This window comes from Rhodococcus sp. JG-3 (assembly GCF_000482405.1).
GTDB classification, from domain to species: Bacteria; Actinomycetota; Actinomycetes; order Mycobacteriales; family Mycobacteriaceae; genus Rhodococcoides; species Rhodococcoides fascians.
On record NZ_KI519398.1, the window covers coordinates 1090587 to 1114940 of the forward strand.

A 24354-nucleotide genomic window follows, 5' to 3' on the forward strand; every position below is an offset into this window, starting at 1 on the left:
TGATCTGTGACTCGTTACGCCCCCCGGGCGACGATGAGCGCAACGGTACGCACCCGGCGATTCTATGGCAACCGAAGAACGGTCTTTCTGCCGGTTTCTGTGACTCGGCCAAATCCGCTGCTGGGCAGTTGGCGTCGGCTACTCGGGAACGACGTCCGCCGGCGTCTTGTCCGGGCGCAGTCCGCGCCAGCTCGGGTGGCGAAGATGGCCGGATTCTGTCGCCTCGTAGTACCGCACTTCTCCGACGAGAACCGGTTCCACCCATACGGCACCGCGTCTGTCGGCAGTGGGAAGCGTCGTGGAGAAAGGACTCTCCGACGTTTCCAGCGGAGCCAGCGCTGTGGCCAGTGAATCGAGCGCGCGATCGTCGAAACCGGTGCCGACGCGACCGACGTAGCGAAGGCCGTCGCCGTCGGGGATTCCCATCAACAGCGAGCCGAATCCGCCGGAACGACGTCCTTGGCCGCGTCGCCAACCGCCGATCACGACTTCTTGCGTGCGCCAGTTCTTGTACTTGATCCAGGTGTGGGCGCGCTTGCCCGGCTGGTAGATCGAATCGGTGCGCTTGGCGACGACTCCTTCCCACCCCCGTTCCCGGCTCTCGGCGATGGCGTCGGCAGCCGAACCCGTCAGCAACGGCGGCACCAGAACCGAGTCGAGGCCGGTGGTGAGCAATTCCAACAATCGTCTCCGGTCGGAGTACTTCTTGCGCACGAGGGAAGTGCCGTCGAGATGGAGCAGATCGAAGGCGATGAACCGAATGTCGTCGCGGGCGGCGTTCTGCAGCTTCTCGAAGCTGCTGATGCCATTGCTGTCGAAGACGACCACTTCACCGTCGATGACGGCGTCGTGATCGGCCAGGTCCTCGGCGAGAGACCCGATGGCTCCGAACTTCTCGGTGTAGTCGTTTCCGCTTCGGGTGCGCAGGGTCATCGAACCGTGAGTCAATTCGGCGACGATACGAAAGCCGTCCCATTTACCCTCGAACGACCATTCGTCCTCGGGTAGCTCGAGTATGTCGCCCGCGGTTGCAAGCATCGGTGAGATGTTCTTCAGCACCGGCTTGTCCGTCGGCGGGCTGTCCTTTTTTATCGGGTGCTCTCCGGGTTGGTCCTTCATCAGGTGCATGAGCCATTGGTTGCCCTTGGTGCGGATGAGGGCGAACCTGCCGCGTGCTTTGGCTCCGTGCAGAACGACGATGACTTCGTCGTCTCTCCACTTCTCGAGTTCGTAGGTTCCGCTGTCCCAGATCGAGACGTCACCGCCGCCGTACTCGCCCTTGGGAATTCGTCCGGCGAACGTTGCATATTCCAGTGGGTGGTCCTCGGTGTGGACTGCGAGACGGTTCTGCCCGGTCTCGACCGGGATGTTCTTGGGGACGGCCCACGACACCAGGACTCCGTCGTGTTCGAGCCTGAAGTCGTAGTGCAGGCGTCGGGCATGATGTTCCTGAATCACGAACGTATCGTCGTCACCCTGGGGCTCGGCGGTTTTCGGGATGGGCTCCGGAGTTCGGTCCGAGCTACGCATGCTGCGGTACTTGCCGAGCTTGTCCGTGCCGGAGGTGTCGTGTTCTTCCGCTGTCGGTTTCGGGTCGAGATCGGCGAGTAGGTCGCCGGTTTCGTGGAATCGTTCCAGAACCTCCTCGAATCGAAGTTGTTGCAGCCCCGGCGATTCGAGCTCCTCCCAGGTTCGGGGGGCCGCGACGGTGGGTAGGGAACGGCCCCGAAGTGAGTACGGAGCAACGGTTGTCTTCTTTCCGTTGTTCTGACTCCAGTCGACGAACACTCGACCCGTGCGCTTCGCTTTCGCCATCGTGGCGGTCACCCGATCCGGTGACCGTTCTTCGAGCAGGGTGGCGACGCGTTTGGCGACGGTGGATGCGCCGGACGTCGACAGCGGTTTGTCCAGCGGTACGTACAGGTGAATTCCCTTGCTGCCGCTGGTGACCGGGTACGCGGTCATGCCTATGTCTGCAATGAGGTCACGTATTTCGCAGGCCACCTCAGCGCATCGGGCGAGGTCGACGTCGTCGCCGGGATCGAGGTCGAAGACCATGCGGGTGGCAGGGCCGGGTTCGGTGCCGTCGAATCGCCATTGCGGCACGTGCGCTTCGATGGCCGCCTGCTGCCCGAGCCACACGAGATCCGCTGCGGTGGAGAACAACGGGTAGGTGACGACTCGGTCGGAGTGCTGCATGGATCGGCGGTTGAGCCAGTCGGGTGCGGATGCGGCGAGATTCTTCTCGAAGAACGAGGATTGTTCGACGCCGTTCGGCCACCGCTTGCGGGTCACTGCGCGTCCTGCGACGTGCGGCAGCATCGCCGGGGCGATGGCAGCGTAGTACTCGATGATGTCGCTTTTGGTGGTGCTGGTTTCTGGGAACAGCACCTTGTCGAGGTTGGTGACGGAGACCTTTCGGCCTTCGATCTCGAGCGTGGCCATCGTCTCAGGTTAGTGCTCGCCGTCTGAACCTGCGAGCAAGTTGTGACAGGCTCGAATGCATGGCAACGATCAGTGTCTCGGTACAGATGCCCGAGAACCCGCAGGGCGCGTGGGACAAGGCTTCCGCGCTCGACCGGTTCGACGAGTGGATGACCATCCACGGTGGTTGGTGCAGTCCGCCGCCGAACAAGGTCGGCAAGGGCACGAAGGTCGAGTCGCTGGTAAAGGTGAAGGGTTTCAAGAACACGATCAACTGGGAGTTCACCGAGTACGAGGAGCCGAAGCTGATCGAGATGTCGGGCCGCGGCAAAGGTGGAGTGAGGATCTCGCTGACCGTCCACGTGCGTGAGGCCGAGGGCGGTTCGGAGCTGACACTCGACGCGAAATTCGGTGGGGGCGTGCTGTTCGGTCCGGTGGGTTCGGTGGTCGCCCGTGCACTCGATACCGATGTGAAGCAGTCGGTGGCGAACCTGGCTGCATTGAAGTGACGGCATCTCGGGAATCCTGAAGTAGCTGTCGGACAATCTCTTCCAGCCCCGCACCGTGTTCTCGGTGCGGGGCTGGTGTGCGTTCGAGGGGCCTATGCGATGTGGGGGCCTGCTCGGGCGTGGGATGGTCTGGGTTGTCGGTAGGGGTCGACGGTGGCCGGGGGTACGAACCAGGGGTGCTGATCGGTGCCGATGAACACTTCCCAGTCACTGTGGTGGATGAGTCGGTGGTGGAATCCGCAGAGGAGGACGAGGTTGTTCATGTCGGTGGGGCCGCCGTCGGTCCAGTGCCAGATGTGGTGACCTTCGGTCCAGGCGGCGGGTTTGCCGCAGCCGGGGAATGCGCAGCCGTGATCGCGGGCAGTCAATGCGCGTTTCTGTTTCGCGGTGACGGTGCGGGCGGTGCGGGCGAGGTTGAGTGGGTTGCCGTTCTCGTCCATGACGATGGCGGTGAGGAGGCAATCGCAGGCGAGTTGGCGAGAGGTGTTGCGGGAGAGGGGTCCCATCCACGGCAGCCAGCCGACGGTGGTGCCGTCGCCGAACAGGTCCCGGTATGCGCCACGATCCGCAGTCACTGAACCGGCCTCGTTGTTGGTTTCTGTTGTGGTGTCGATGTCGACCGGGTCGACCAGGTCTGAGTCGGATTCTGTTGCAGCGCGTGTGGTTTCGTCGTCGGTGATGTCGTCGCTGTTCTGACCGCTCAGGCTCTGGAGGTCCTGCAACCGGATGTGCAGGTTGACGTGCGGTTTTTCTCCGCCCTCGGTGGGGCGGTCACTGGAGGCGAGGTAGCGGTCGAGGATGTGTCCGAATGCGTCGGCGCGTCGCCGTGCGGGACTGCGTTCGTCGGGGGTGCCGTCGGCGGCGGGGCGGGGTTCGGTCAGCGGTGAGAGTGCGGTGAGCAGCTTTTCTCCGGTGATCGCATCGAAATCCATCTTCGCCACGAGACGTCCGTTGAGGGTTTTCGAGGCGAAGAGTTCGTTGCGGTCGGTGTCTTCCGGTGGTGGCTTGTCGCTGCCGTAGGTGTCTTCGAGTTTGGTGATCGCTTCACGGATCTTGTCGGTGCGTGCCCCGGGCCCGGTGGCGGCGGTGATCATGGCTTTGCGGGCGATATCGCGACCCTCTTCCGGGAGGTTCTTCGGTGGTGTTTCGGCGAAGGCGAGGATCAGGGCGGCGTGGTCGACGGTCATGCTGCCGGTGTTGACGGCGTCGGCGATGTCGGGGAAGTTCTTCAGTCCGCGGGCGAGGGCCACGATCTTGGTGGCTTTGCTGGGGGTGAGGAGGGTGGTGGAGGTGAGCCAGCCTGCGGGTCCGGGGAAGCCGAGCTTCTCTCGGCTCACGCGGGTGTCGATGTCGGCGACTAGGGCGATGCGCCGGGCTTCGAGCAGTTGGATTCGGTGGGAGACATCAGCAGCGTCGGCGAGGAGTTCTGCTTCGCTCAGTTGCCAGATCTCCGTGGTCATAGGAAGAAGTGTATCGAACGGGTGTTCGATACGCAATGATGGTGCAATCGAAAACTATTGCTGTGCACAAGGATTCGGAATACGGAACCTGTCGGTGGCCCGTGATAAGGCCGCAACGTCAGTCGAGTGAGGATCGCCCGGGACCGCTGAACTCGAACGTGGCGGCGCGCAGTGGCCTCGATGTAGGGGCCGGCCGGCAGTGCAGGTGAACATCGATTAAGCAGATGCTGCGTCGCCGCCACAGAGGTGCGTCGACACCTGACACAGTTGCGCGAGATGTAGAGCAGACCTCTACTGCTGGCGTGTCTTTCGCAACCACCACAGTCCTGCGATGGGTAGCACTACCGGGATGAAGACGTAACCGGATCCGAAGTGCGACCACACCGTCGGCTCCGGGAAGTCCTGGGGCTGGATGTAGCTGAGGGTGCCGATGCCGAGGACCCCGACGAGTTCGATGATGCAGGAGACCGTCACCACTCGTCGTGATGCCTCGGTTGCTCGTGCCAGGCCGACCGTCGCGATGATGTAGACCACGGCTGCGAATGCCGACAGCAGGTACGCGACCGGGGCGTTGTCGAATCGGGTGGTGAGTTGCACGATCGATCGCGATGTCGCGGCAACGGCGAACACGGCGTAGACGGCGATGAGGAAGCGTCCGAATCCGGTGCGCGTGGCTTGCTGAAGTTTGTCAGGCATATCCGGCCCAAATCTGGCTCAGTCGCAACACCATGGCTGCGAGGGTGAGGACGGCTACGAGGAGCACCGCGGTACCGCCGCGGGAACGGTCGCCCAGAGACCACCAGGTTCCGAGTGGGAGCAGGAACAGCAGTCCGACGAGGTACGACCCGAACGTGAGCCGGTGAATGTCGCGATCGGAGGCGAACATCATCACGAACCCGATCACGGCCTGCAGTGCTACGACGCCTTCGGTAGCCGCGATCGTCCAGAACAGCGCGCGGTCGGCCTTGTTCTTCAATAGAACGGGCCTGTTCGTGGCGAGCTTCACGAGCACCCAGATCCCCACTACCAGGGACAACACGTACAACAAGCCGGTGACGGCGCCGATCATCGAGTTCCTCGTCATGCTGCGGTGGGTGGATGGACTTCCCTTCACAGTAACCGCGTAACACCACGTCAACACTGTGAGGCCCTTGAAACACGACGTTGTTCCGAGCGTGACCAATCGGAAATCGACGAGGCCTGTACTTGTTCCATGGCCGCAGAGGATCCGCCCTCTCGTCGGACATGACGGTTTTCTCGGGTGGACATCGGTGTCCACCGCATCCAGCCCGCTCTGCGAACCTCAGGAGACGCACGTGTCAGATCTCGACCAGTCCATCGCCGAGAACATCAAGAAGTCCCTCGAGGAGATTCCGCATCCCTCACTTCCCAAGGGCAGCAACATCTACGGGTCCACCAAGATCTTCCCCGACTACAAGGCGGAGAACGGCGAAAGCTACTTCACGCTGGTGCACGGCATCGCCCACGAGTCGTCGGTATCGTTCGTCGCGGTGCTGCAGGCCACCCGCGCTCTGCGCAAAGGCTTCGAGTCGGCGATGTACTTCTACGGACCCGGTGCTATCAATTGCCTTGCCACACGCGGTTTCCCGACCACCGGAGACTCGGGCTTCCCGGGTGAACAGAACATCAACGACTCCCTCGCGACGTTCATCGCCGAGGGCGGCACCGTGTTCTGCTGCCGCTTCGGACTGGCCCTGCACGGGGGTCGTGAAGAAGACCTCATCGAGGGCGTCATCCCGGCCCACCCCCTGGACGTGCAGGACGCATTGATTCATTACGCGCGCAAGGGTGCCATCATCAATTCGACCTACATGGTCTAGGGGACGGTTATGTCCATCTCTACACGTGTGGATCTGGCGTTGCTCGGGATTCGGGGAGCAACGCCGGTGTCCAGAACTGCCGGTGCCGGCCCGAGTGACGATGGACATGTCCGCATCGATGGTCTCGGCGCAGCAATCCCGCGCAACCCGCTCAGTCCGTACGTACTCGAAGAAGGGCGAGTTCTGTTCGACGGCAACGACATCGGCCTCGATGTTCAGGCCGTCGATCGCCCGAAGTTCTACGACCTCTCCACCGCCGACGGCGTCGCCTACGAGAAGATCGCCAAGCTGCACGGCACCAGTGTTCTGGCCACGACCGTGGTCCAGACGTGCATTCGCTACGACGCCGATCAACGGTGCCGCTTCTGTTCCATCGAAGCGTCTCTGGACGCGGGCGACACCATCGCTGTCAAGACGCCCGCGCAACTTGCGGAGGTGGCGGAGGCTGCGGTCCGGCTGGACGGGGTGACGCAGATGGTCATGACGACGGGCACTTCGGCCGCGAAGGATCGCGGTGCCCGTCATCTGGCCCGGTGCGTACGTGCCATCAAGGCCGTGGTCCCGGAACTGCCGATCCAGGTGCAGTGCGAACCTCCGGGTGACCTGCAGACCATCCAGGATCTGTACGACGCCGGAGCCGAGTCCATCGGTATTCACGTCGAATCGCTCGACGACGACGTGCGCCGCAGATGGATGCCGGGCAAGGCATCGGTCTCGATGGACGAGTACCGCGCGGCATGGAAAGAAGCGGTCCGGGTTTTCGGGCGCAACCAGGTCTCGACGTACATACTGGTCGGTCTCGGCGAGGATCCCGACGAATTGGTCTCGGGTGCAGCGGAACTGATCGAGATGGGTGTGTATCCCTTCGTCGTCCCGTTCCGGCCGCTCGCAGGCACGTTGGCGGTGGATGTCGACCGGGCGACGGCTCCCACTGCCGACGTCCTCGAAAGCGTCACCCGACGCGTCGCCAAGGAACTTCAGGCAGCGGCGATGCTCGGGTCCGATCAGAAAGCAGGCTGCGCGGCCTGCGGTGCGTGCAGCGTTCTGCAGAACGCGGGAGGGTGACATGTACGGCGTCGTGGAGGGTAACGATCTCGCCGGATTGTCCGGTAGTGCAATCACTGTCGTGCAACCGGAGTTCATCGTTCAGCCGTGCACCGGTACAGCAGAACTGAACGCGTATCGGGCACTGCGGAGAGAGACGTTCGTCGCCGAACAGGGCTTGTTCGCCGGTACCGATCACGACGACGTCGACGACGATCCTCGCTGCGTCGTTCTCGTGGCCACCGACCGAGACGGCAGCGTGCTCGGTGGGGTGCGCCTGGCACCCTGCACGGCAACGGATCTGGGGTGGTGGGCCGGCAGTCGCCTGGTGGTCACCACCTCTGCACGCACTTCCGGTGTGGGCCCGGCGCTGGTGCGTGCGGCCTGTGCTCATGCCGAAAGTCGCGGCGTGCTGCGCTTCGGCGCGACGGTGCAGAAGCGCAACGAGACACTGTTCACCCGTCTCGGCTGGATCAGGCGTGGAGACGTCGAGGTGGCGAATACTCCACACGTGGCGATGTACTGGCCGATCGACAGGATCGAACGGCTGGTGTCGTCGACCAAGGCGATGCTCGCCGGCGTCCTCGCGCCGCTGAAGGCGCAGCCACTCGGGCTCGGTGCCAAAGGATTTCGAGGTGACGATGGTGTCCCGGTTCCGGGGAGCGACATGATCGCCGCCTGCGATGCGATCATTCCCTCGATGGTCGACCGCGACCCGGAGTGGGCCGGCTGGTGCGCGGCCCTGGTCAACCTCAACGACCTTTCGGCGATGGGTGCCTACGCAGTCGGCATGCTCGACTCCGTCGGTGCACCCACGCAATCTCGACTGACCCGCATCATCCGCGGCCTCGCCAATGCGTCTGCGGCCTGGCAGGTTCCGGTACTCGGTGGCCACACCCAGGCCGGGGTGCCGTCGTCACTGTCGGTCACAGCGCTGGGCCGCACGACGAACCCGGTACGGGCCGGCGGGGGAAGCGTCGGCGATCGGTTGACGCTGACGGCGGACGTCGAGGGTGGCTGGCGTCGTGGGTATCAGGGCCAGCAATGGGATTCGACGTCACGGCGCAACTCCGCCGAACTGACGACCATGGCATCGTTCGTCGCCCGTACCGCGCCCAAGGCCGCCAAGGACGTCTCGATGGCGGGACTGGCCGGGACCACCGGGATGCTGGCCGAGGCAAGCGGAACCGGTGCGGTATTGGACATCTCCTCGATTCCGAAGCCCGACTCGGCGTCGATGGGCGAATGGATCACGTGTTTTCCCGGGTTCGCGATGATCACCGCGGACCGTCCCGGTGCACCGACTGCACCGTCCGGACCTGCACTGTCCGCAGAATGCGGAGAGCTCACCGACATTCCGGGCGTCGCCTTGCGATGGCCCGACGGAATCACCACGCGCGCGGTCACTTCGACGGTGACCGGATTGGGAGAAGCATGAACGACATCACGATCTCCGTGGCCGCAGCCGAGTTCGGCCGCGACATGGAACAGGGTTACGCCACCATCGCCGCCCTGCTCGAGGAATCGCGTAATCGCGGTAGCCAACTGCTGGTGCTACCGGAAGCGTGCCTGGGTGGGTACCTGCCCAGCCTCGGTGGCGGTGACGAGACCGAAGAATCGAGACAGCGTCGACTGAAGGCACTTCCACCTGCTCTGGAACTCGACGGCCCCGAGATCAGGCGGGTCATCGACATGGCGGGCGATACCGTCGTCACGTTCGGATTCTGTGAGAAGGACGGCGATACCCGCTACAACGCCGCGGTGACGGTCGACGGCAGCGGCATCCTCGGTTCGTATCGCAAGGTGCACCAGCCACTCGGCGAAAACCTGTGCTACGCAGCGGGGGAGAGCTACTCCGCCTTCGACACTCCGGTCGGCCGGATGGGCATGCAGATCTGCTACGACAAGGGGTTCCCCGAGGCGGCCCGCGAACTCGCGCTCGACGGAGCCGAGATCGTCGCGTCCATCTCCGCGTGGCCGACGGCACGTACCGCGACGACCCCGAACATGGAAGAAGATCGGTGGAAGCAACGCTTCGACATCTATGACCGCGCTCGTGCACTGGAGAATCAGATCATCTGGGTCGCAGCGAATCAGGCCGGCACGTTCGGGTCTCTGAGGTTCGTCTGCAGCGCCAAGATCGTCGGGCCCGGCGGTGAGATCCTCGCGGGCACAGGCGTCGAGCCAGGTTTGGCCACAGCCACCGTCGATGTCGAGGCGCTCATCGGCGCGGCACGTGGCGGTGGCATGTACAACCTCCGCGACCGACGGCCGTCGGTCTATCGCACCATCACCAAGGAGACCGTTCATGCCTGAGATGTCGTTCGTGGTGCGGTGGCCCGACGGACGCGAACAGTCCTGCTACTCGCCCTCTTTGGTGATGCACGATTATCTGAGCCCCGGGCAGGAATACCCGGTGGCCGAGTTCGTTCAGCGAACGTCCGAGGCGCTGACCGTGGCGAGCGATCGAGTTCTCGCCAAGTTCGGGATGCGGTGCACGTCGGCCGCACAGCAGATGGAAGAGATTCACGGTGTCAGCGCGTCGTATCAGGCCGGTGCCGTTCGCGTACTGAGCATGTCGGGAGCTGAATTGCTATGACAGAGAACCACAGTGCAACAGAAAACTACTCGGTGATCGTCATCGGCGGCGGGCAGGCCGGACTGTCCATCAGTTGGCATCTGACGCAGCGAGGCATCGACCACGTCGTCCTCGAACGCGACACCATCGCACACGAATGGAAAGACTCCCGCTGGGACAACTTCACCCTCGTCACCCCCAACTGGCAGTGTGCGCTCCCCGGATACTCCTACGACGGTGACGATCCCGACGGGTTCATGCAGCGCGACGAGGTCTACGCCTTTGTCCGACGCTACGCCGAGAGCTTCGATGCACCGGTCCGAGAGTATGTTTCGGTGAATCAGGCCTTGCAATCCGCGGCAGGCGGCTTCGACCTACAGACCTCCGCCGGCCCCATGCACGCCGATCAGATCGTCGTTGCCGTCGGCGGTTACCACATCCCGACCATTCCGCGATTCGCCGAGAAGCTGCCCCGCGACATCGTCCAGATCCACTCGTCCGAATACCGCGGCTCGCACCAGTTCCCGAACGGCGACGTACTGGTCGTCGGCACCGGCCAGTCCGGAGCGCAGATCGCCGAGGATCTGCATCTCGACGGCCGCCGGGTTCATCTCGTCGCCGGCACCGCACCTCGCGTCGCACGCTTCTATCGGGGGCGAGACTGTGTCGCCTGGCTGCACGACATGGGCGTCTACGATGTCTCCATCGAAGATCAACCCGGTGGCGTCGGCAAACGCGAGAACACGAACCACTACGTCACCGGCCGTGACGGTGGTCGAGACATCGACCTGCGCGCGTTCGCCACCGAGGGCATGCAGCTGTACGGCCGTCTGCTGGGCGTGGAGGACGGCGTCCTGCGGTTCGCCCCGACCCTCGAAGCGTCCCTCGACGCTGCGGATCGGGTGGCCGAGAGCATCAAGGACAACATCGACGCGTACATCGAGCGCGAGGGCATCAGTGCGCCCACCGAGGACCGCTACGTGCCGGTGTGGCGTCCGGAGTCCGAGACCACCGAACTCGATCTCGCTACCGCGGACATCAAGGCCGTCGTCTGGTCGGTCGGGTTCCGTACCGACTACCGCTGGCTGAAGGTCGGGGCGTTCGACGGCGAGGGCCACCCGACGCACAACCGCGGCGTCACATCGGTTCCTGGCCTGTACTTCCTGGGCCTGCCCTGGCAGCACACCTGGGGTTCGGGACGCTTCGCCTCGGTGGCCCGCGACGCCGCATTCCTGGCCGATCAAATCGGCCTCGAAATCAGTGCTGCGCAGTCCCGAAACTCGACGCAGTCCCGAAACCCAGCGCAGTCGCAGAGCCAGATGGTCTGATATCGACGTGGCTCCCATCAAGATCGGTGCATTGGCAGCACATTTCGGTAGAGATGTCGATCGGGCCGTACTGAAGATCACGACGATCATCTCCAGTGCGGCCCGCGAGGGCATCGATCTCTTGGTGCTGCCCGACGCATCCCTCGGGGGTTACATCAACAGCCTGAGCAACCCGGACCCGTCCGAGTTGCCGCCCACTCTCGATCCGGACGGTCCGGAGTTGGCCGCGATCATCGCAGCGGCGGGTGCGATGACGGTGTGCATCGGGTACACCGAGTTGTCGAAGGGGCTGCGGTACAACGCGGCTGCGTGCCTGACGGGCGACGGGATCCTCGGCAGTCACCGTAAGGTGCATCAGCCGCTCGGGGAATCCTTGGCCTACGCCGCCGGAGATCGGTTCGAGGCCTTCGATACACCTGTCGGGCGGATGGGAATGCTGATCGATTACGACAAGACGTTCCCGGAGTCGGCGCGCACGCTCGCACTGGACGGTGCGAGAATCATTGCGGCGCTGTCGGCGTGGCCGGCCAGCGTCACCGATCGTGCGTCGTCGCTGCCGAACGATCGGCAGTCACGACTGTTCGATCTGTACGACGCTGCGCGCGCCGCCGAGAATCAGGTGGTGCTCGTCTCGTCCAACCAGACCGGGGTGATGGGGTCCCTGCGCTTCCTCGGTCAGGCGAAGATCGTCGGTCCCGGTGGAGACGTGTTGGCCAAGACGTGGTCCAAAGGCGGTTTGGCCGTGCACGAGATCGACGTCGATGCCGAGGTGGATCGGGCCCGGAGAGGTCTGCATCACCTGGCCGAGCGACGCGTCGACGCCTATCCGAACTTGTTGCAGGAGAAGCCGGATCGATGAAGATCGCGCTGTTGACCTATTCGTCCAAACCGCGCGGAGGCGTGGTGCATACGTTGGCTCTGGCCGAAGCGCTGGCACGCGCCGGCCAGGATGTGTCGGTGTGGTCGCTGGGCCGCGGGGGCGACAGTGAGTTCTTCCGCAAGGTCGACCAGGCTGTCACCGTGCGGATGGTCCCGTTTTCCCACCGCGAGAACGAGAGCGTCGGCGAGCGGATTCTGCGATCGATAGGCGTTTTGCGGCAGGCCTTCACGCCCGACGAGTACGACATCGTCCATGCTCAGGACTGCATCTCGGCCAACGCCGTCGGCCGGTGCATCAGGACCATCCACCATCTCGACGAGTTCACCACTCCCGAGCTCGCGGCATGTCACGAACGAGCGATCACCGCGCCGTACGCGCGAATCTGTGTGTCCACTGCGGTGGCCGACGACGTCCGACGCGGCTGGGGGTTCGATCCGGTCGTCATTCCCAATGGAGTCGATGCCGGAAGGTTCTCGGCAGCAGCTGAATCGAGCCGATCGCACTGGAGCGGGAAGTTCGGCAGGTACGTGCTCGCAGTCGGCGGCATCGAGCCACGCAAGGGCAGTCTCGATCTACTCGACGCCTTCGCAGGGCTGTCCGATCGCACCGTGCAACTGGTGTTCGCCGGCGGCGAGACACTGTTCGACTACCGTGACTATCGAGCCGAATTCGACCGTCGAGCAGTAGAACTGGGCATCGAGCCGGTGATACTCGGAACCGTCGACGACGACGAGCTGCCGCATCTCGTGTCGCAGGCTGCGGTGCTGCCGTTCTTCTCCACCAAGGAAGGCTTCGGCCTGGCCGCGATGGAGGCGCTTGCCGCATCGACTCCGGTGGTGGCGCGTGATCTGCCGGTACTACGAGAGGTGTTCGGAGACAGCGTCACCTACGCATCGTCGGTGGAGACCATGACCAGCGAATTGGACCGTGCGTTGCACGAGCCGCAGGATCCGTCACCGGGGCTGGCGCTGGCGCACAGCCTCACCTGGGACGAGGCTGCGCGTCGACACCTGGAGTTCTACTCCTCGCTACGCTGACCGGTTCGCTTGTTGCGTTTGAGCCGGTGAGGCTTGAGCTTGTGGAACCCTTTGACCCGTAGTGAGCGAACCGATTTGAGGTAGAACTCGGAGTCGTGGCGCAGTTCATCCGTCATGACGGTATCGACCAGGATCGTTCCGGGATTGGCCGAACTGGTCAGGCGCGCAGCGATATTGACCACCGACCCGTACAGGTCGCCGTACCGTGCCAGTACCGGGCCCCACGCCAGCCCGACCCGCAGGTCCGGCATGTCCTCCTGCTCGTCGAAGGCGTCCTGGAGGTCGAGGGCGATGTGGGCGGCATCCTCGGGGGTCTGTGCGCTGAACATCACCTCGTCGCCGACGTTCTTGATCACCGAACCGCGCCCTCGCGCAATGATATTGGTGGCCAATGACTCGAACTCCTCGAGTAGCGTCGTCAACTCGCCGATGTCGAGTCGACGCGTCAGGCTCGTGTAGCCGACCATGTCGGCGAACCCGACGGCCATCGTGGGACTGTCGGCGGCGTCGTCGGGAGCGGCGATGGATCGACCGGCTGCTGCTGCCAGGTGGCGTCGCCAGGTGTATCCCTGGAGCGCTTCGAGGGTGGGGACGGTTTCGGCGGCGATGGCACGGGCGTTCCGTCGAATCGCGTCGATGTCGTTCGTGTCTTCTTGGCTGTCGATGATGCGTTCGAGTATGTGAGAGTTCACAACGCCCACTTGCCATTCCGCGAGCCGGGACATCGACTGCCCGAGGGTGCGTGCGATCGCAACCTCCATCTCGGGCTTGATCACCTTCTGCGCGGTCAGTGCGGTGATCAGCTTCAGAGCTTCGAGATCGGCGTCGGTGTAGACGAGTGCGTCGGTATCGGTGTGGACGGGGAAGCCCATGCCGATCCACAGGGCGATGACCCGCTCGAGCGGAATCCCGGACTTCTCGACGATGTCGGCGCGGTTGTACTTGGGCTCGCCGCCCAGTAGATTCCGCTCGATCTCCGTCTGTACTACCGAGTTGATCTGATTCTCAGGCATATCCCAACGTTCTGTCGAAATAGGAACGGACGGCGTCCACGTACTCGTCGATCTTGTCGGGATCCCAATCCGTGGTGGGTATGGGCTCGCCGACGGTGACCTTGACCGTACCGGAGTGAACGGTGAAGTCCTTCTTCCACATCACGTCACCGGCGTTGTGAATGACGATCGGAACGATCGGCACGCCGGCCTGCATCGCCAGGTGAAAGCCGCCCTTCTTGAATCGGCCGAGACGGGACGTCGGCATGCGAGTGCCCTCGGGGGCGATGGCGACGGAGATGCCGCTGTGCAGCTTCTCGATCGCGGGCCGCATGGCCTCTCGCGCTTGCGCAGGATCTCCGCGATCGACATAGGCGACGTCGAAAATTCTGCCCAGCAATGCGAAGCGCGGATCGCGTTCGAGTTCCCGCTTCGCGACGGCGGTGATGTCGCGTCGCAGGATGGAAGTGACGATGATCGAGTCGGCGGTGCTCTGATGGTTGAACATGAAGACAGCGGGCCTGGCCGACCAGGCATTTTCGGTTCCGGTGACGTCGAGCTTGACCCCGGCGAGGGTCAGCGCGATGTCCGGGGCGATGGTGCTGGTGATATTGGCACCGGTGCGGCGACTGCGGGTGAGCAATCCCAGGCCGAGCCCGATCGACGCACTCGCAAGCACCGATCCGAGCGCCGCCGTGCTGCGTACGGCCGACGTGATATCCGTGCCACGCTTCGGGCTTTCCAGCGTCAGGGCCGGCCAATTCTTCTTGGCGGCATAGCGCGCGAGATCAGGATCGGGGTTGAGGGCGATGGGACGGCCCACGGCTTCGAGCAGTGGCACGTCCTCACCGCCGTTCGAGTATGCGAAACAGCCTGCCAGAGCAATGCCTTCACGTTCGGCGTAGTCGATCGCCGCCTGTGCTTTGCGGGGTCCCCAGAGCGAATCGCCGACGAGCTCGCCGGTGAGAATTCCGTCGGTGACCACCGGAGTCGTGCACAGCAACTCCTCGAACATCATGTCCTGTTGCACCGGCAGTGCCTGGTACGGCGTGGCCGAGGTAGCCATCACGAGGCGATGCCCGGCGTGCCGGTGAGCCTCGACGAGGGCCCGGGCCTGCGGGTAGATCATCGGCGCGATCTCGTTGCGGAACAGGGTGTATGCCTGTTCCATCAGGTCCTCTTCGCGACGGCCTTCGAGGCCGCGGACGGCCTTGCCCATCAAATTGTCGACGGGGGAGTTGCGCATCCGCATCTCGACGACGGCACTGGAGATCTCCCACAGTTCCTTGACCGTGACGTCGAGGGTCTTGAGGCGTTCGAGAAACACTGCGCGAGCAGAGAATCCGTTGATGAGGGTGCCGTCGAGATCGAAGAAGGCGATGGTGTCTCGGCCGGGTGGGGCGGCGGCGATCGCTATCAGTCGATCGTCGAACTCGGTCATGGATTGTTCTCCTCGGGGGCAGAGATCGGTTCCACCTCACGGAGCATTCGGTGCGCCATGTCCCGGATGGTACGTACCTTGCGGGCCCATTCGTCGATCTCCAGCGCGAAGTCCCTGCGGCGGCGGGCAATGCCGTCCGAGCTGGAATCGATCAGGTCGCGGTTTTCGGCCAGTTGCAGTGCAGTGTCGAACAGTTCGCCCGAGATGGACTCACTGTGATCGAGCTGCTGGCGGAGCCGCCTGGCCTGGGCAGCGCCGAGGCATTCCGAGATGAACTTCGGTTTGTCGAATTCTCCGCTCTGCGGCAGCAGCATCAGCTGGTCGGCCACTACCTGGTAGGCCTCGAAGATCGGCTGCAGTACGCGGTGCGCCAGGTGCAGATCCTGCGATTCAAGCTGTCGCGCAGCATAATCGGGGTCGCTGATGCTGGTGCGCCATTCCGGGTCGATGAGATCGACCTCGGATTCGAGACGCTCCCCGAAGTCCTTCTTGTCGCCGAAGAAGAACTCGAACTTGAGTAGATCTCGCAATTGCAGGGCCGATGTCCACAACGATTCCTGAGTCAGCGGCGTCGAGTCACCCTCGGTCGGTAGCACCACCAGTTCGCCAATGGCGCGCATCACGAAGAAGTGAATGGCGTTGTTGCGGAAGAACGCTGCCACCAGATGCTTGTCCTGCGCCAGGTAGAACAGCGGTTCGGGGCCGTCGTCGAAACGCTTGACGACGTTGGCGTTGACCTGTGCGATGACGGCCGAGCGGACGACGTCGACGTCGGCGATGTCCACCCCGCCCGCAGTGGGTAGGTTTCTGCGTTTGATGTAGCCGGCCAACGGCGAGATGATGGCCCACATTTCGTTGACGTTGAGTGCGCGATCCTCGATACCCAACAGCGCCATCGTGACCAGTGCTGCCGGGGTCACCGGCGTCGCATCGTTGATCGCATGGGAGACACCGAGCGCGATCTTCTGCACCGCGACGCGCTTGTCGGTGTTCTCGGCGACGATCGCCGCCACCGACATCGGCTCTCCGAAGTTCAGATAGACGTTGCCGCGCAACGTGCCCTGAGCGCGGATGTACCCGATGGCCATGCGAATGCCTTCGGCTTGCTTCTTCGCCCCGTGCGATTCTTCGGCCATCGCGCCGACCTCGTGCAGCCGGTCGTAGGTGATGGACGTCGGAATCAGATAGACGTCCTCCGCGTCGCTCGACTCGAGGGCGTCGACGAGGTAGGTCAGCAGACCGAACCGCGGCGGGCGGAGCTTTCCGGTGCGGCTGCGTCCGCCCTCGATGTACCACTCGAGGTTGAACCGCTTGCTGAGCAGAAAACTCATGTACTGACGCAGCGTCCATTTGTAGATCGCGTCCGAGAATTTGCGCTGAATGAGCACCACGCCACTGCGTTTGGCTATCGGGCCCAACGGCCAGAAGCCGACATTGATGCCGCCCATGACGTGATTGAGCGGCAGTCCCTCGGCGAGAAGCGCGGGACGCAGCACGAGTGGGTCGAGGTAGGAACGGTGATTGGGCAGGAACACCAACGGATAGTTCTTGTTGAGTTCGCGAACCTTCTGCAGCTGATCGCGATCGACGTCGACCTTGTACGCCCGCGAGAAGTACGCGCCGAGGGTGCCCCACATCTCGACGGCGCGCCTGGTTTCGGTCGCCACCATCTCGCCGAGGATGTCCTGAACCCTCTTGTCGACGGTGTCGCGATCCTGGCCGACCTGGTCCGCGAGCTCGGTGATGCCGTCCCTGAACTTCTTCTGCTCCGTCATGTCCTCGACGACGAACCGCGGAATCTTGTACTCCGAGCCGATGACTCCGCGTTCGGCCTTGTCCAGTGCGAGACTCGCCTGCCGCAGGATGAACGACGACAACGACGTGCCGCCGCCGCGCTCGAACCGATCCTGCAGATCGCTCAGGGTTGCGGGTTCACCGACCAGCACTGCGGAGTGATCGGGATCGTCGTTGGCCACCCACCGCTGCCACACCCGTGTCGGCTTCGAGCGGCCTCTCGGGGCGAAGATGCGGTGCAGAATGCCGGTGCTGCGATCGGTCAACGTGACCCGCAGCGGAATGAGCAGCGGATCGTCGGCGTACCCGCGGACGGTGTCCGACAGTGATGTCCTGGCCTCACCGGACAGAACGACCGATGGGGGCCGACGTTCTCCGTCCGGGGTGGTGGCGTCGATCCACTGATTCAGGGCCTGAACCTCGAGAGTGCTTCTGGCATCGAGCAAGTACACGTGCGGACCGTCGCTGAGCGATTGCTGGTCCGCGTCGAGGTGGTACATCGAAGCTCCTGTTCCGTACCTGCGCAAGAAGGTACGCCGTCAGGCTACGCGGGAGAATCCCGGCGCGAGGGCGGTTCGGCGAGGTGGTCGACGGCACTCGACGGGCGCTCGAACGGCCTGTCGGTTAGAGTCGTGTCATCGGCCTTCTCTGGCCAAGCCTCTTTAGTGTTAATCGTAGTAACTGTTACTTCTGGTTACGGTTACTCGGGGTTACACACACTTGGGATCGACGTCATCCTCGCGACCGATACTCGATGCCGTGCTGCCTGCGCACGTGAATCTGTGCGACAGTATTCGCAAACACTTTCGAGAAAGGCCGGTAGTCGATGCCACCCCGTGGGCGCGCCGTGAACGATTCGCTGACTCCCGAGAACCTGACGACGCTGGCAGCAGCGCTCGCCGAGGGGCGTCGCGCCACCGTGTATCTCCGCGAGCCGAATCCGAGCCTCGGCCTGCCCGACGGTACGTCGGCCAAGGTGGTGTCCATCGACGGCAACACCGTCACCATCAGCCCGAAGGGCGTCAACGACGAACTGCCCTACGAGGCCGAGGAACTGCGCATCACCCGCAACCCGGCGACCCCACCCGCGCCTGCCAAGCGCATCCCCGCGAAGAAGACGGTATCGACTGCGCCGGTATCGAAGCCGGTCGCTGCCTCCGAGCCGGTCGCTGTCTCGAAAACGAGCCATTCTTCTACATCGGTCACGGCTTCGACATCGAGCGCTGCTCCGAAGGCGGTACCGGCGACCGACGTTGCCGCCAAGCCCGCCGGTGCGGGGTCTGGGTCGACCGGCTCGGCCCCACGTCGTCCGAAGAAGGCGCCGGGCGGAGTGAGCGTGACCATTCATGCCGGTGCCGACAACGATTGGTCGGTCACCGTCACGCAGGGCGCGAAGAGGCCGACCAAGGCGCAGCCGGTGAGTCCGGAAGCGGTCGGTCGGGCCGTTCGTGAACTGGGCGATGTCACTGCACGCGATGCCGTCGAGGCTGTCATCTCCCATGCACGTGAAGAGGCGGCACGCCGCGTGGCCGAACTGAGTCGTCAACTCGACGAAGCTCGGACGACTCTTGCGGCCCTCGAGCAGGACGTATGAGCGACTAGCTCGTGTTACGACACGTTCTGTTGCTAGGGTTCTGCCGACACCGCTGAGAGGGAGTACATGTTCAAGAAATTCATGCTCGTCGTCGTGGGGGCGGCTGCAATCGTAGCCAGCGTCGGCGTGGGGACCGCATCCGCGGCCGCTCCTGCAGCTCTCGGCGGTGGGTCCGGAATCATCGTCGGAGGCCAGGCGGAGTGCACGCTGACGACGATCGGCAACGACCGCAACGGAAATCTCGTGGGCTTCACCGCCGGTCACTGTGGCCAAGCGGGTGCCTCCATCGTCCCGGAGTACGACACCTCCCTCGGTGAGGTGGGCCGCATCGCATTCTCCAACCCGGAGTACGACTACGCCCTCATCGAATTTCAGCGTGACAAGGTTGCCCCGATCAGCCGCGTGGGCAACGTGACCATCTCTCAGGTCGGCCCGCCGACGGCGTTCCCGAACATCGTCTGCAAGGAAGGCCGCACCACCGGCAACACCTGCGGCCTCGCGTACGGAGACGTTCTGCAGTCGCAGGAGACCTGGGCGCAGCTGTGCGTCGTCGAGGGTGACTCGGGTAGCCCGGTCGTCGTCGGCAACACCCTCGTCGGCATGGTCAACGCCTACCTGGGCGTCGCGTGCTTCGGCCCCGAGGTCGGCACCAACTTCGACGCGATCCTTCGCAACGTCGATCAGGGCAACGGACTCGGCGCAGGATTCGTCCCCGCTCCCTGACCCGCACTCGTAGACCGATGTCCCGTCGGCGCAATCACATTGCGCAGGCGGGGCATTCGTCGTTTCAGGGGTGGGCTTCGGCTGGCGCGTCCGCGGCACGGACACCGAGCACGATGCGTTCGGCTTCGTCCGGTGCGATTCCGAGCAGGACCAGACTCGACGTGGTGGCCGCACCTGTGGGGTCGGTGAGCAGCCCGGCATTGGTGGCCTCGAGGATCGACAGCGCGATGGCTTCGATGTTGAGGATCAGCACCTCGGCCGGCAGATAGGTGGAGAACACACCCTCGCGCTGTCCACGTCGAATGACAGCCGCAGCCGACTCCCGCATCGGTCCCAGCAGGTCGTGAAGACCGTTGTGTCCCAGGTCGGTACGCGCAACCGCAAGTAGGAGCCGGTACTGATCTCCGACGCGTGCCAGTGCCAGCGTCTGTCGCACGAACACGGTGACGGCGGATTCGTCGACGGCCGGATCACGTTCGAGCGCGACCGAGATGCGTTCTGCGGCTTCGAGTGCGATGCCGTCGATCAGGGCTTCGCGAGAGGCGAAGTGCGAGTACACCGTTCGTCGGACCACCCCGGCCGCGGACGCGACGTCGTTGATGGTCGCGTCCGGATTGTTCGCCAGTACCCCCTGCGCGACATCGAGAATTCGCGCTCTGTTCGAGCGGGCGTCACTTCGCTGCACGGGCGATCGGTCTGTCCGTGCGCTCGGTCTCGACTCCGTCGTCTTCGGCACACGTCCACTTCTAGCACGATCGCGTCGACGCAGTGTGGTTGCCGCCACAAAAGATTGCCGATCCTAGCGCGAATTTCTTAAGCTGCACAGCACTGTGCAAGGTGTGTCGCACTTTGCCAACGGGGGGAACACATGACACTGCTTGCGATGACACCTGTCCAAGAAATGCACAAACCCTATGCCCGACGATGGTCGGCCTTGGTGGTGTTGTGCCTGAGCCTGCTGATCGTGGTCATGGCAAACACGTCCCTGCTCGTCGCCGCGCCGTCGATGACGATGGATCTGGGCTTGACCAGCAGTGATCTTCAATGGGTGATCGACGGATACACCGTCCCGTACGCGTCGTTGATGCTGTTGTGCGGAGTGATCGGCGACCGGTACAGCCGACGCGGCGCGCTGATCATCGGACTGATCATCTTCGTGGCGGGGTCGGTGGCGGGGGCGCTGACCGATGCCACGCTCGGCGTGATCCTGGCTCGAATCGTCATGGGTGTCGCGGCTGCGATCGTCATGCCTGCGACGTTGTCTCTGCTGGTGGCCACGTTCCCCAAGCGTGAGCGGGCCACAGCCGTCACCGTGTGGGCGGCCACGTCCGGCCTCGCCATCGCCGCCGGGCCGTTGCTGGCCGGGTGGCTTCTCGAGAGCTTCACGTGGAGTTCGACATTTCTGATCAACGTCCCGATTGCGCTGGCCGCCATAGCCGGAGCCGTCGTACTCGTCCCGCCGTCGCGAGCCGTCGATGCCGGTGCGATCGATTGGATCGGCGGGTTGCTGTCGGTTCTGGCCGTCTCGACCATCGTCTACTCCATCATCGAGGGCATGCACTTCGGCTGGACCGTCGGGCCGCTGTACTTCGGCCTCGTCGGACTGCTGTCGGTGCTGGGTTTCGTGGGCTGGGAACTACGACACCCCAATCCGTTGCTGGACGTGCGGATGTTCTCCTCGCGTGTTCTCGGGGGTGCCACCCTTGCGGTACTGGTGTTCTTCCTGGTGACGTTCGGGGCGATCTACCTCGTGGCGCAGTACCTCCAGTTCGCTCTCGGGTACGGCCCGGTCTCCACCGGAGTGCATCTGCTGCCGCTGGCCGGCGCAGTGTTCGTCGGGTCCGGAATCACGATGTGGCTGACCCCCAAGATGGGGCCGCGTGTCACCGTCACCGCAGGGATGATCGTGGGCACGCTGTCGGTCGTATCCCTCGTCGGAATCGATTCGACGGCAACGTATGTCGACTTCCTACCCGTACTGACGCTGCTCGGACTCGCCATCGGGCTGTCCGTCTCGCCCTGCACCGACGCCATCATGGGTGAGTTCCCGGACGACAAGCTCGGTGTCGGCGGCGGACTGAACGACACTGCACTCGAACTGGGCGGGTCTCTCGGCATCGCAGTATTGGGTTCGGTTCTGGCGGCGTCGTATCGACAGGGAATCGAGGGGTTTCTGCAGACCTTCCCCGGAAAGCAACCCAACGGCCAGTACACCGGTCAGGCCGCAGAAGGGCTTGCAGCATCGCAGGATTCGCTGGCCGGTGCGGTGATCGTCTCCGACATCATTCGCGAGCAGAATGCATTTCTGAGCGGCTTCGCAGACAATCTCGAAGCGAATGCCATCTCCGCCTTCGGCAGCGCCGTTGTGCACACCAGTGTCGTTGCGGCCGTGGTGTTCGGAACCGGAACCGTGATCGTGGCGTTCCTCATCCCGGCCAAGAACAAGGCGCTCGCGTCGTCGTCGGACATGATCGCGTTCGAGCCGATCGTGCCCTTCGTTGCGCCGCCGGCCACGCGCGCAGCGGCTGTCCGTGAGGTCGCCGAGCTCGAGCAGCTACTCGAACGGCCGTCGGCAGCCAAGCCCGAACCGAGTACGCCGCGTGTACCGCGAACAGCGAAGCCGCACAACGCTGCCGCGCGGGCACTGGTCGACGCCGAACTCGAACGCCCCAGCATCTATCAGTTGGCGCTCGAACTCGGCGAACTGCCCGTCACACCGACTCCGCCGGACGTGGAGCCGACCGAACCGTTGCAGACGTTCTACCAACGAGCCAGCCGACAACACGCGACGTGCACCGAGATGAACGAACGCTCGAGCCCTATCTGGGCCATGCCGTTGTAGACCTCCCGAACGCGTGAATGGACCACTGCACTGCCGCCGGGTTGGGATCAATGCGCCTTTGTTGCAGTCCAACTGACTGAAACCCACATTGATCCCAACCGGGGGGGGGGGGGCTAGGGCCGGGGGCCAGGGTGAGGCGGTGGTCGGCTAGATCAGCACCGCACCGTTCGATGCCGAACCGACCAGTTTCGAGTATTTGGCCAGCACTCCGCGGGTGTAGCGCGGAGGAAGCGGTGCCCAACCCTCCTGGCGTGCTTGCATTTCGGCTGCGTCGACGAGAACGTCGAGGGTGCCCTTGCCGACGTCGAGTCGGATCTGGTCGCCGTCGCGGACGAAGGCGATGGGTCCGCCGTCGACTGCCTCGGGTGCCACGTGTCCGACGCAGAGGCCGGTGGTTCCGCCGGAGAATCGGCCGTCGGTGAGCAGCAGGACGTCCTTGCCCAGGCCCGCGCCCTTGATGGCTCCGGTGATCGCGAGCATTTCGCGCATTCCGGGTCCGCCCTTGGGTCCCTCGTACCGGATGACGACGACGTCGCCTGCCGCGATGGTGCCGTCTTCGAGAGCATCCATGGCCGCGCGTTCGCGCTCGAAAACTCGTGCGGTACCGACGAATACGTCGGAATCGAAACCGGCGGACTTGACGACGGCTCCGCCCGGGGCGAGTGATCCTTCGAGAATGGTGATGCCGCCGGTCGGGTGGATCGGCTTGTCCAGTGCGCGCAGCACTTTGCCGTCGGGGTCCGGGGGAGCGATGTGTGCGAGGTTCTCCGCCACGGTCTTTCCGGTGACGGTCATGCAGTCGCCGTGCATGAGGCCGGCGTCGAGCAGCGCCTTCATGACCACGGGGACACCGCCGATGGCGTCGACGTCGGTCATGACGTGCTTGCCGAAGGGCTTGACGTCGGCGAGGTGTGGAACCTTCGCTCCGACGCGGGTGAAGTCGGCGAGGGTCAGTTCGACCTGAGCTTCGTGCGCGATGGCCAGCAGGTGCAGCACGGCGTTGGTTGATCCGCCGAAAGCCATGACGACGGCGATCGCGTTCTCGAAGGCTTCCTTGGTGAGGATGTCGCTGGTGCGGATGCCGCGTCGCAGCAATTCGACGACGGCCTCGCCGCTGGCGTGTGCGAAGCCGTCCCGGCGACGATCCGGTGCCGGCGGAGAAGCGCTGCCGGGCAACGACATTCCCATGGCCTCGGCGGCGCTGGCCATGGTGTTCGCGGTGTACATGCCGCCGCAGGCGCCTTCGCCGGGGCAGATGGCGCGTTCGATGGTGTCGACGTCGGCGCGCGACATCAGTCCACGCGAGCAGGCACCGACGGCCTCGAAGGCGTCGATGATCGTCACCTGGTGCTCGCTGCCGTCGGACAGGGTGGCGAATCCGGGCAGGGTGGATCCGGCGTAGAGGAAGACGCTGGCGAGGTCGAGACGCGCGGCAGCCATCAACATTCCGGGCAGCGACTTGTCGCAGCCGGCGAGCAGCACGGAGCCGTCGAGACGTTCGGCGCTGATGACGGTTTCGACGCTGTCGGCGATGACCTCACGCGAGACCAACGAGAAGTGCATGCCCTCGTGGCCCATCGAGATGCCGTCGGACACCGAAATGGTGCCGAATTCCAACGGATACCCGCCGGCCGCGTGGACGCCCTTCTTGACTTCCTTCGCCAGTCGTTCGAGCGAGAGGTTGCAGGGAGTGATCTCGTTCCACGACGACGCGACGCCGATCTGGGACTTGACCCAGTCGTCGTCGCCCATCCCGACGGCGCGGAGCATGCCGCGGGCGGCAGTCTTCTCCAGCCCGTCGGTGACGTCCCGGCTACGTGGCTTGACGTCGACTTCGGGTGGATTGTGCGGGGTCGTCATGACACTC

At 64.0% G+C, this 24354-nt stretch carries 21 protein-coding genes; 12 read left to right on the top strand and 9 right to left on the bottom strand.

Annotated features, from left to right (window positions below):
* Window positions 1-138: 138 nt before the first annotated feature.
* A complete protein-coding gene (locus tag K414_RS0106625; RefSeq protein WP_027495233.1) occupies window positions 139-2445 on the bottom strand; it encodes an ATP-dependent DNA ligase in 2307 nt (768 codons plus the stop codon).
* 59 nt (window positions 2446-2504) lie between these two features.
* Here K414_RS0106625 and K414_RS0106630 point away from each other — a divergent pair, with 59 nt between their 5' ends.
* Complete coding sequence (locus tag K414_RS0106630) at window positions 2505-2933, top strand: SRPBCC family protein (RefSeq protein ID WP_027495234.1); 429 nt, start codon at window positions 2505-2507, stop codon at window positions 2931-2933.
* Window positions 2934-3025: 92 nt separating this feature from the next.
* Here K414_RS0106630 and K414_RS0106635 read toward each other — a convergent pair whose 3' ends face one another.
* The 3 genes from K414_RS0106635 to K414_RS0106645 form a co-directional block, all read right to left on the bottom strand.
* A complete protein-coding gene (locus tag K414_RS0106635; protein ID WP_051364972.1) occupies window positions 3026-4393 on the bottom strand; it encodes an HNH endonuclease signature motif containing protein in 1368 nt (455 codons plus the stop codon).
* Between the two features lie 291 nt (window positions 4394-4684).
* Window positions 4685-5089, bottom strand: a complete 405-nt coding sequence (locus K414_RS0106640) for a hypothetical protein (protein WP_027495236.1) — start codon at window positions 5087-5089, stop codon at window positions 4685-4687.
* A complete protein-coding gene (locus K414_RS0106645) occupies window positions 5082-5477 on the bottom strand; it encodes a hypothetical protein (RefSeq protein WP_230074147.1) in 396 nt (131 codons plus the stop codon). Before K414_RS0106645 ends, K414_RS0106640 begins: the two co-directional genes overlap by 8 nt.
* Before the next feature lie 232 nt (window positions 5478-5709).
* Here K414_RS0106645 and K414_RS0106650 point away from each other — a divergent pair, with 232 nt between their 5' ends.
* The 8 genes from K414_RS0106650 to K414_RS0106685 are packed head-to-tail and all read left to right on the top strand — an operon-like array spanning window position 5710 to window position 13101.
* Window positions 5710-6234 (top strand): MSMEG_0572/Sll0783 family nitrogen starvation response protein, encoded by a 525-nt coding sequence (locus K414_RS0106650; protein ID WP_027495238.1) that lies wholly within the window; start codon window positions 5710-5712, stop codon window positions 6232-6234.
* A gap of 9 nt (window positions 6235-6243) precedes the next feature.
* Entirely contained in the window at window positions 6244-7299 is a 1056-nt protein-coding gene (locus tag K414_RS0106655; RefSeq protein ID WP_027495239.1) for an MSMEG_0568 family radical SAM protein, read from the top strand.
* Window position 7300: 1 nt separating this feature from the next.
* Complete coding sequence (locus K414_RS0106660) at window positions 7301-8716, top strand: MSMEG_0567/sll0787 family protein (protein ID WP_027495240.1); 1416 nt, start codon at window positions 7301-7303, stop codon at window positions 8714-8716.
* Entirely contained in the window at window positions 8713-9594 is an 882-nt protein-coding gene (locus K414_RS0106665; protein WP_027495241.1) for a carbon-nitrogen hydrolase family protein, read from the top strand. The genes K414_RS0106660 and K414_RS0106665 overlap by 4 nt, the downstream gene beginning before the upstream one ends.
* A complete protein-coding gene (locus tag K414_RS0106670) occupies window positions 9587-9877 on the top strand; it encodes an MSMEG_0570 family nitrogen starvation response protein (protein WP_027495242.1) in 291 nt (96 codons plus the stop codon). Before K414_RS0106665 ends, K414_RS0106670 begins: the two co-directional genes overlap by 8 nt.
* Entirely contained in the window at window positions 9874-11184 is a 1311-nt protein-coding gene (locus tag K414_RS26210) for an MSMEG_0569 family flavin-dependent oxidoreductase (RefSeq protein WP_051364973.1), read from the top strand. Before K414_RS0106670 ends, K414_RS26210 begins: the two co-directional genes overlap by 4 nt.
* A gap of 7 nt (window positions 11185-11191) precedes the next feature.
* Window positions 11192-12043, top strand: coding sequence for a carbon-nitrogen hydrolase family protein (locus K414_RS0106680; RefSeq protein ID WP_027495243.1), 852 nt, complete (start codon window positions 11192-11194; stop codon window positions 12041-12043).
* Window positions 12040-13101, top strand: coding sequence for an MSMEG_0565 family glycosyltransferase (locus K414_RS0106685; RefSeq protein WP_027495244.1), 1062 nt, complete (start codon window positions 12040-12042; stop codon window positions 13099-13101). Before K414_RS0106680 ends, K414_RS0106685 begins: the two co-directional genes overlap by 4 nt.
* Here K414_RS0106685 and K414_RS0106690 read toward each other — a convergent pair.
* Genes K414_RS0106690 through K414_RS0106700 form a run of 3 tightly spaced genes read right to left on the bottom strand, consistent with a single transcriptional unit; the run spans window position 13083 to window position 17828 of the window.
* The gene (locus K414_RS0106690) at window positions 13083-14114 is read right to left on the bottom strand and encodes an adenylate/guanylate cyclase domain-containing protein (RefSeq protein WP_027495245.1); all 1032 of its coding nucleotides are present in this window, start codon (window positions 14112-14114) and stop codon (window positions 13083-13085) included. The two genes, K414_RS0106685 and K414_RS0106690, sit on opposite strands and share 19 nt — an antisense overlap.
* Entirely contained in the window at window positions 14107-15534 is a 1428-nt protein-coding gene (locus tag K414_RS0106695; protein ID WP_027495246.1) for an HAD-IB family hydrolase, read from the bottom strand. Before K414_RS0106695 ends, K414_RS0106690 begins: the two co-directional genes overlap by 8 nt.
* Window positions 15531-17828 carry a glycerol-3-phosphate 1-O-acyltransferase gene (locus K414_RS0106700; RefSeq protein WP_027495247.1) on the bottom strand — a complete coding sequence of 766 codons (2298 nt, stop codon included), beginning with the start codon at window positions 17826-17828 and terminating at the stop codon, window positions 15531-15533. Before K414_RS0106700 ends, K414_RS0106695 begins: the two co-directional genes overlap by 4 nt.
* Window positions 17829-18154: 326 nt before the next feature.
* Here K414_RS0106700 and K414_RS0106705 point away from each other — a divergent pair, with 326 nt between their 5' ends.
* Entirely contained in the window at window positions 18155-18922 is a 768-nt protein-coding gene (locus K414_RS0106705) for a DUF6319 family protein (RefSeq protein ID WP_027495248.1), read from the top strand.
* Between the two features lie 66 nt (window positions 18923-18988).
* A complete protein-coding gene (locus tag K414_RS0106710; protein WP_027495249.1) occupies window positions 18989-19645 on the top strand; it encodes a hypothetical protein in 657 nt (218 codons plus the stop codon).
* A 64-nt stretch (window positions 19646-19709) separates the two neighbouring features.
* Here K414_RS0106710 and K414_RS0106715 read toward each other — a convergent pair whose 3' ends face one another.
* A complete protein-coding gene (locus tag K414_RS0106715; protein WP_027495250.1) occupies window positions 19710-20330 on the bottom strand; it encodes a TetR/AcrR family transcriptional regulator in 621 nt (206 codons plus the stop codon).
* A 198-nt stretch (window positions 20331-20528) separates the two neighbouring features.
* On the opposite strand from K414_RS0106715, the gene K414_RS0106720 reads away from it, so the two are divergent.
* Window positions 20529-22487 carry an MFS transporter gene (locus K414_RS0106720; RefSeq protein WP_237606146.1) on the top strand — a complete coding sequence of 653 codons (1959 nt, stop codon included), beginning with the start codon at window positions 20529-20531 and terminating at the stop codon, window positions 22485-22487.
* Window positions 22488-22634: 147 nt separating this feature from the next.
* On the opposite strand, the gene ilvD is transcribed toward K414_RS0106720, so the two are convergent.
* A complete protein-coding gene (gene ilvD, locus K414_RS0106725; protein WP_027495252.1) occupies window positions 22635-24347 on the bottom strand; it encodes a dihydroxy-acid dehydratase in 1713 nt (570 codons plus the stop codon).
* Window positions 24348-24354 lie beyond the last annotated feature (7 nt).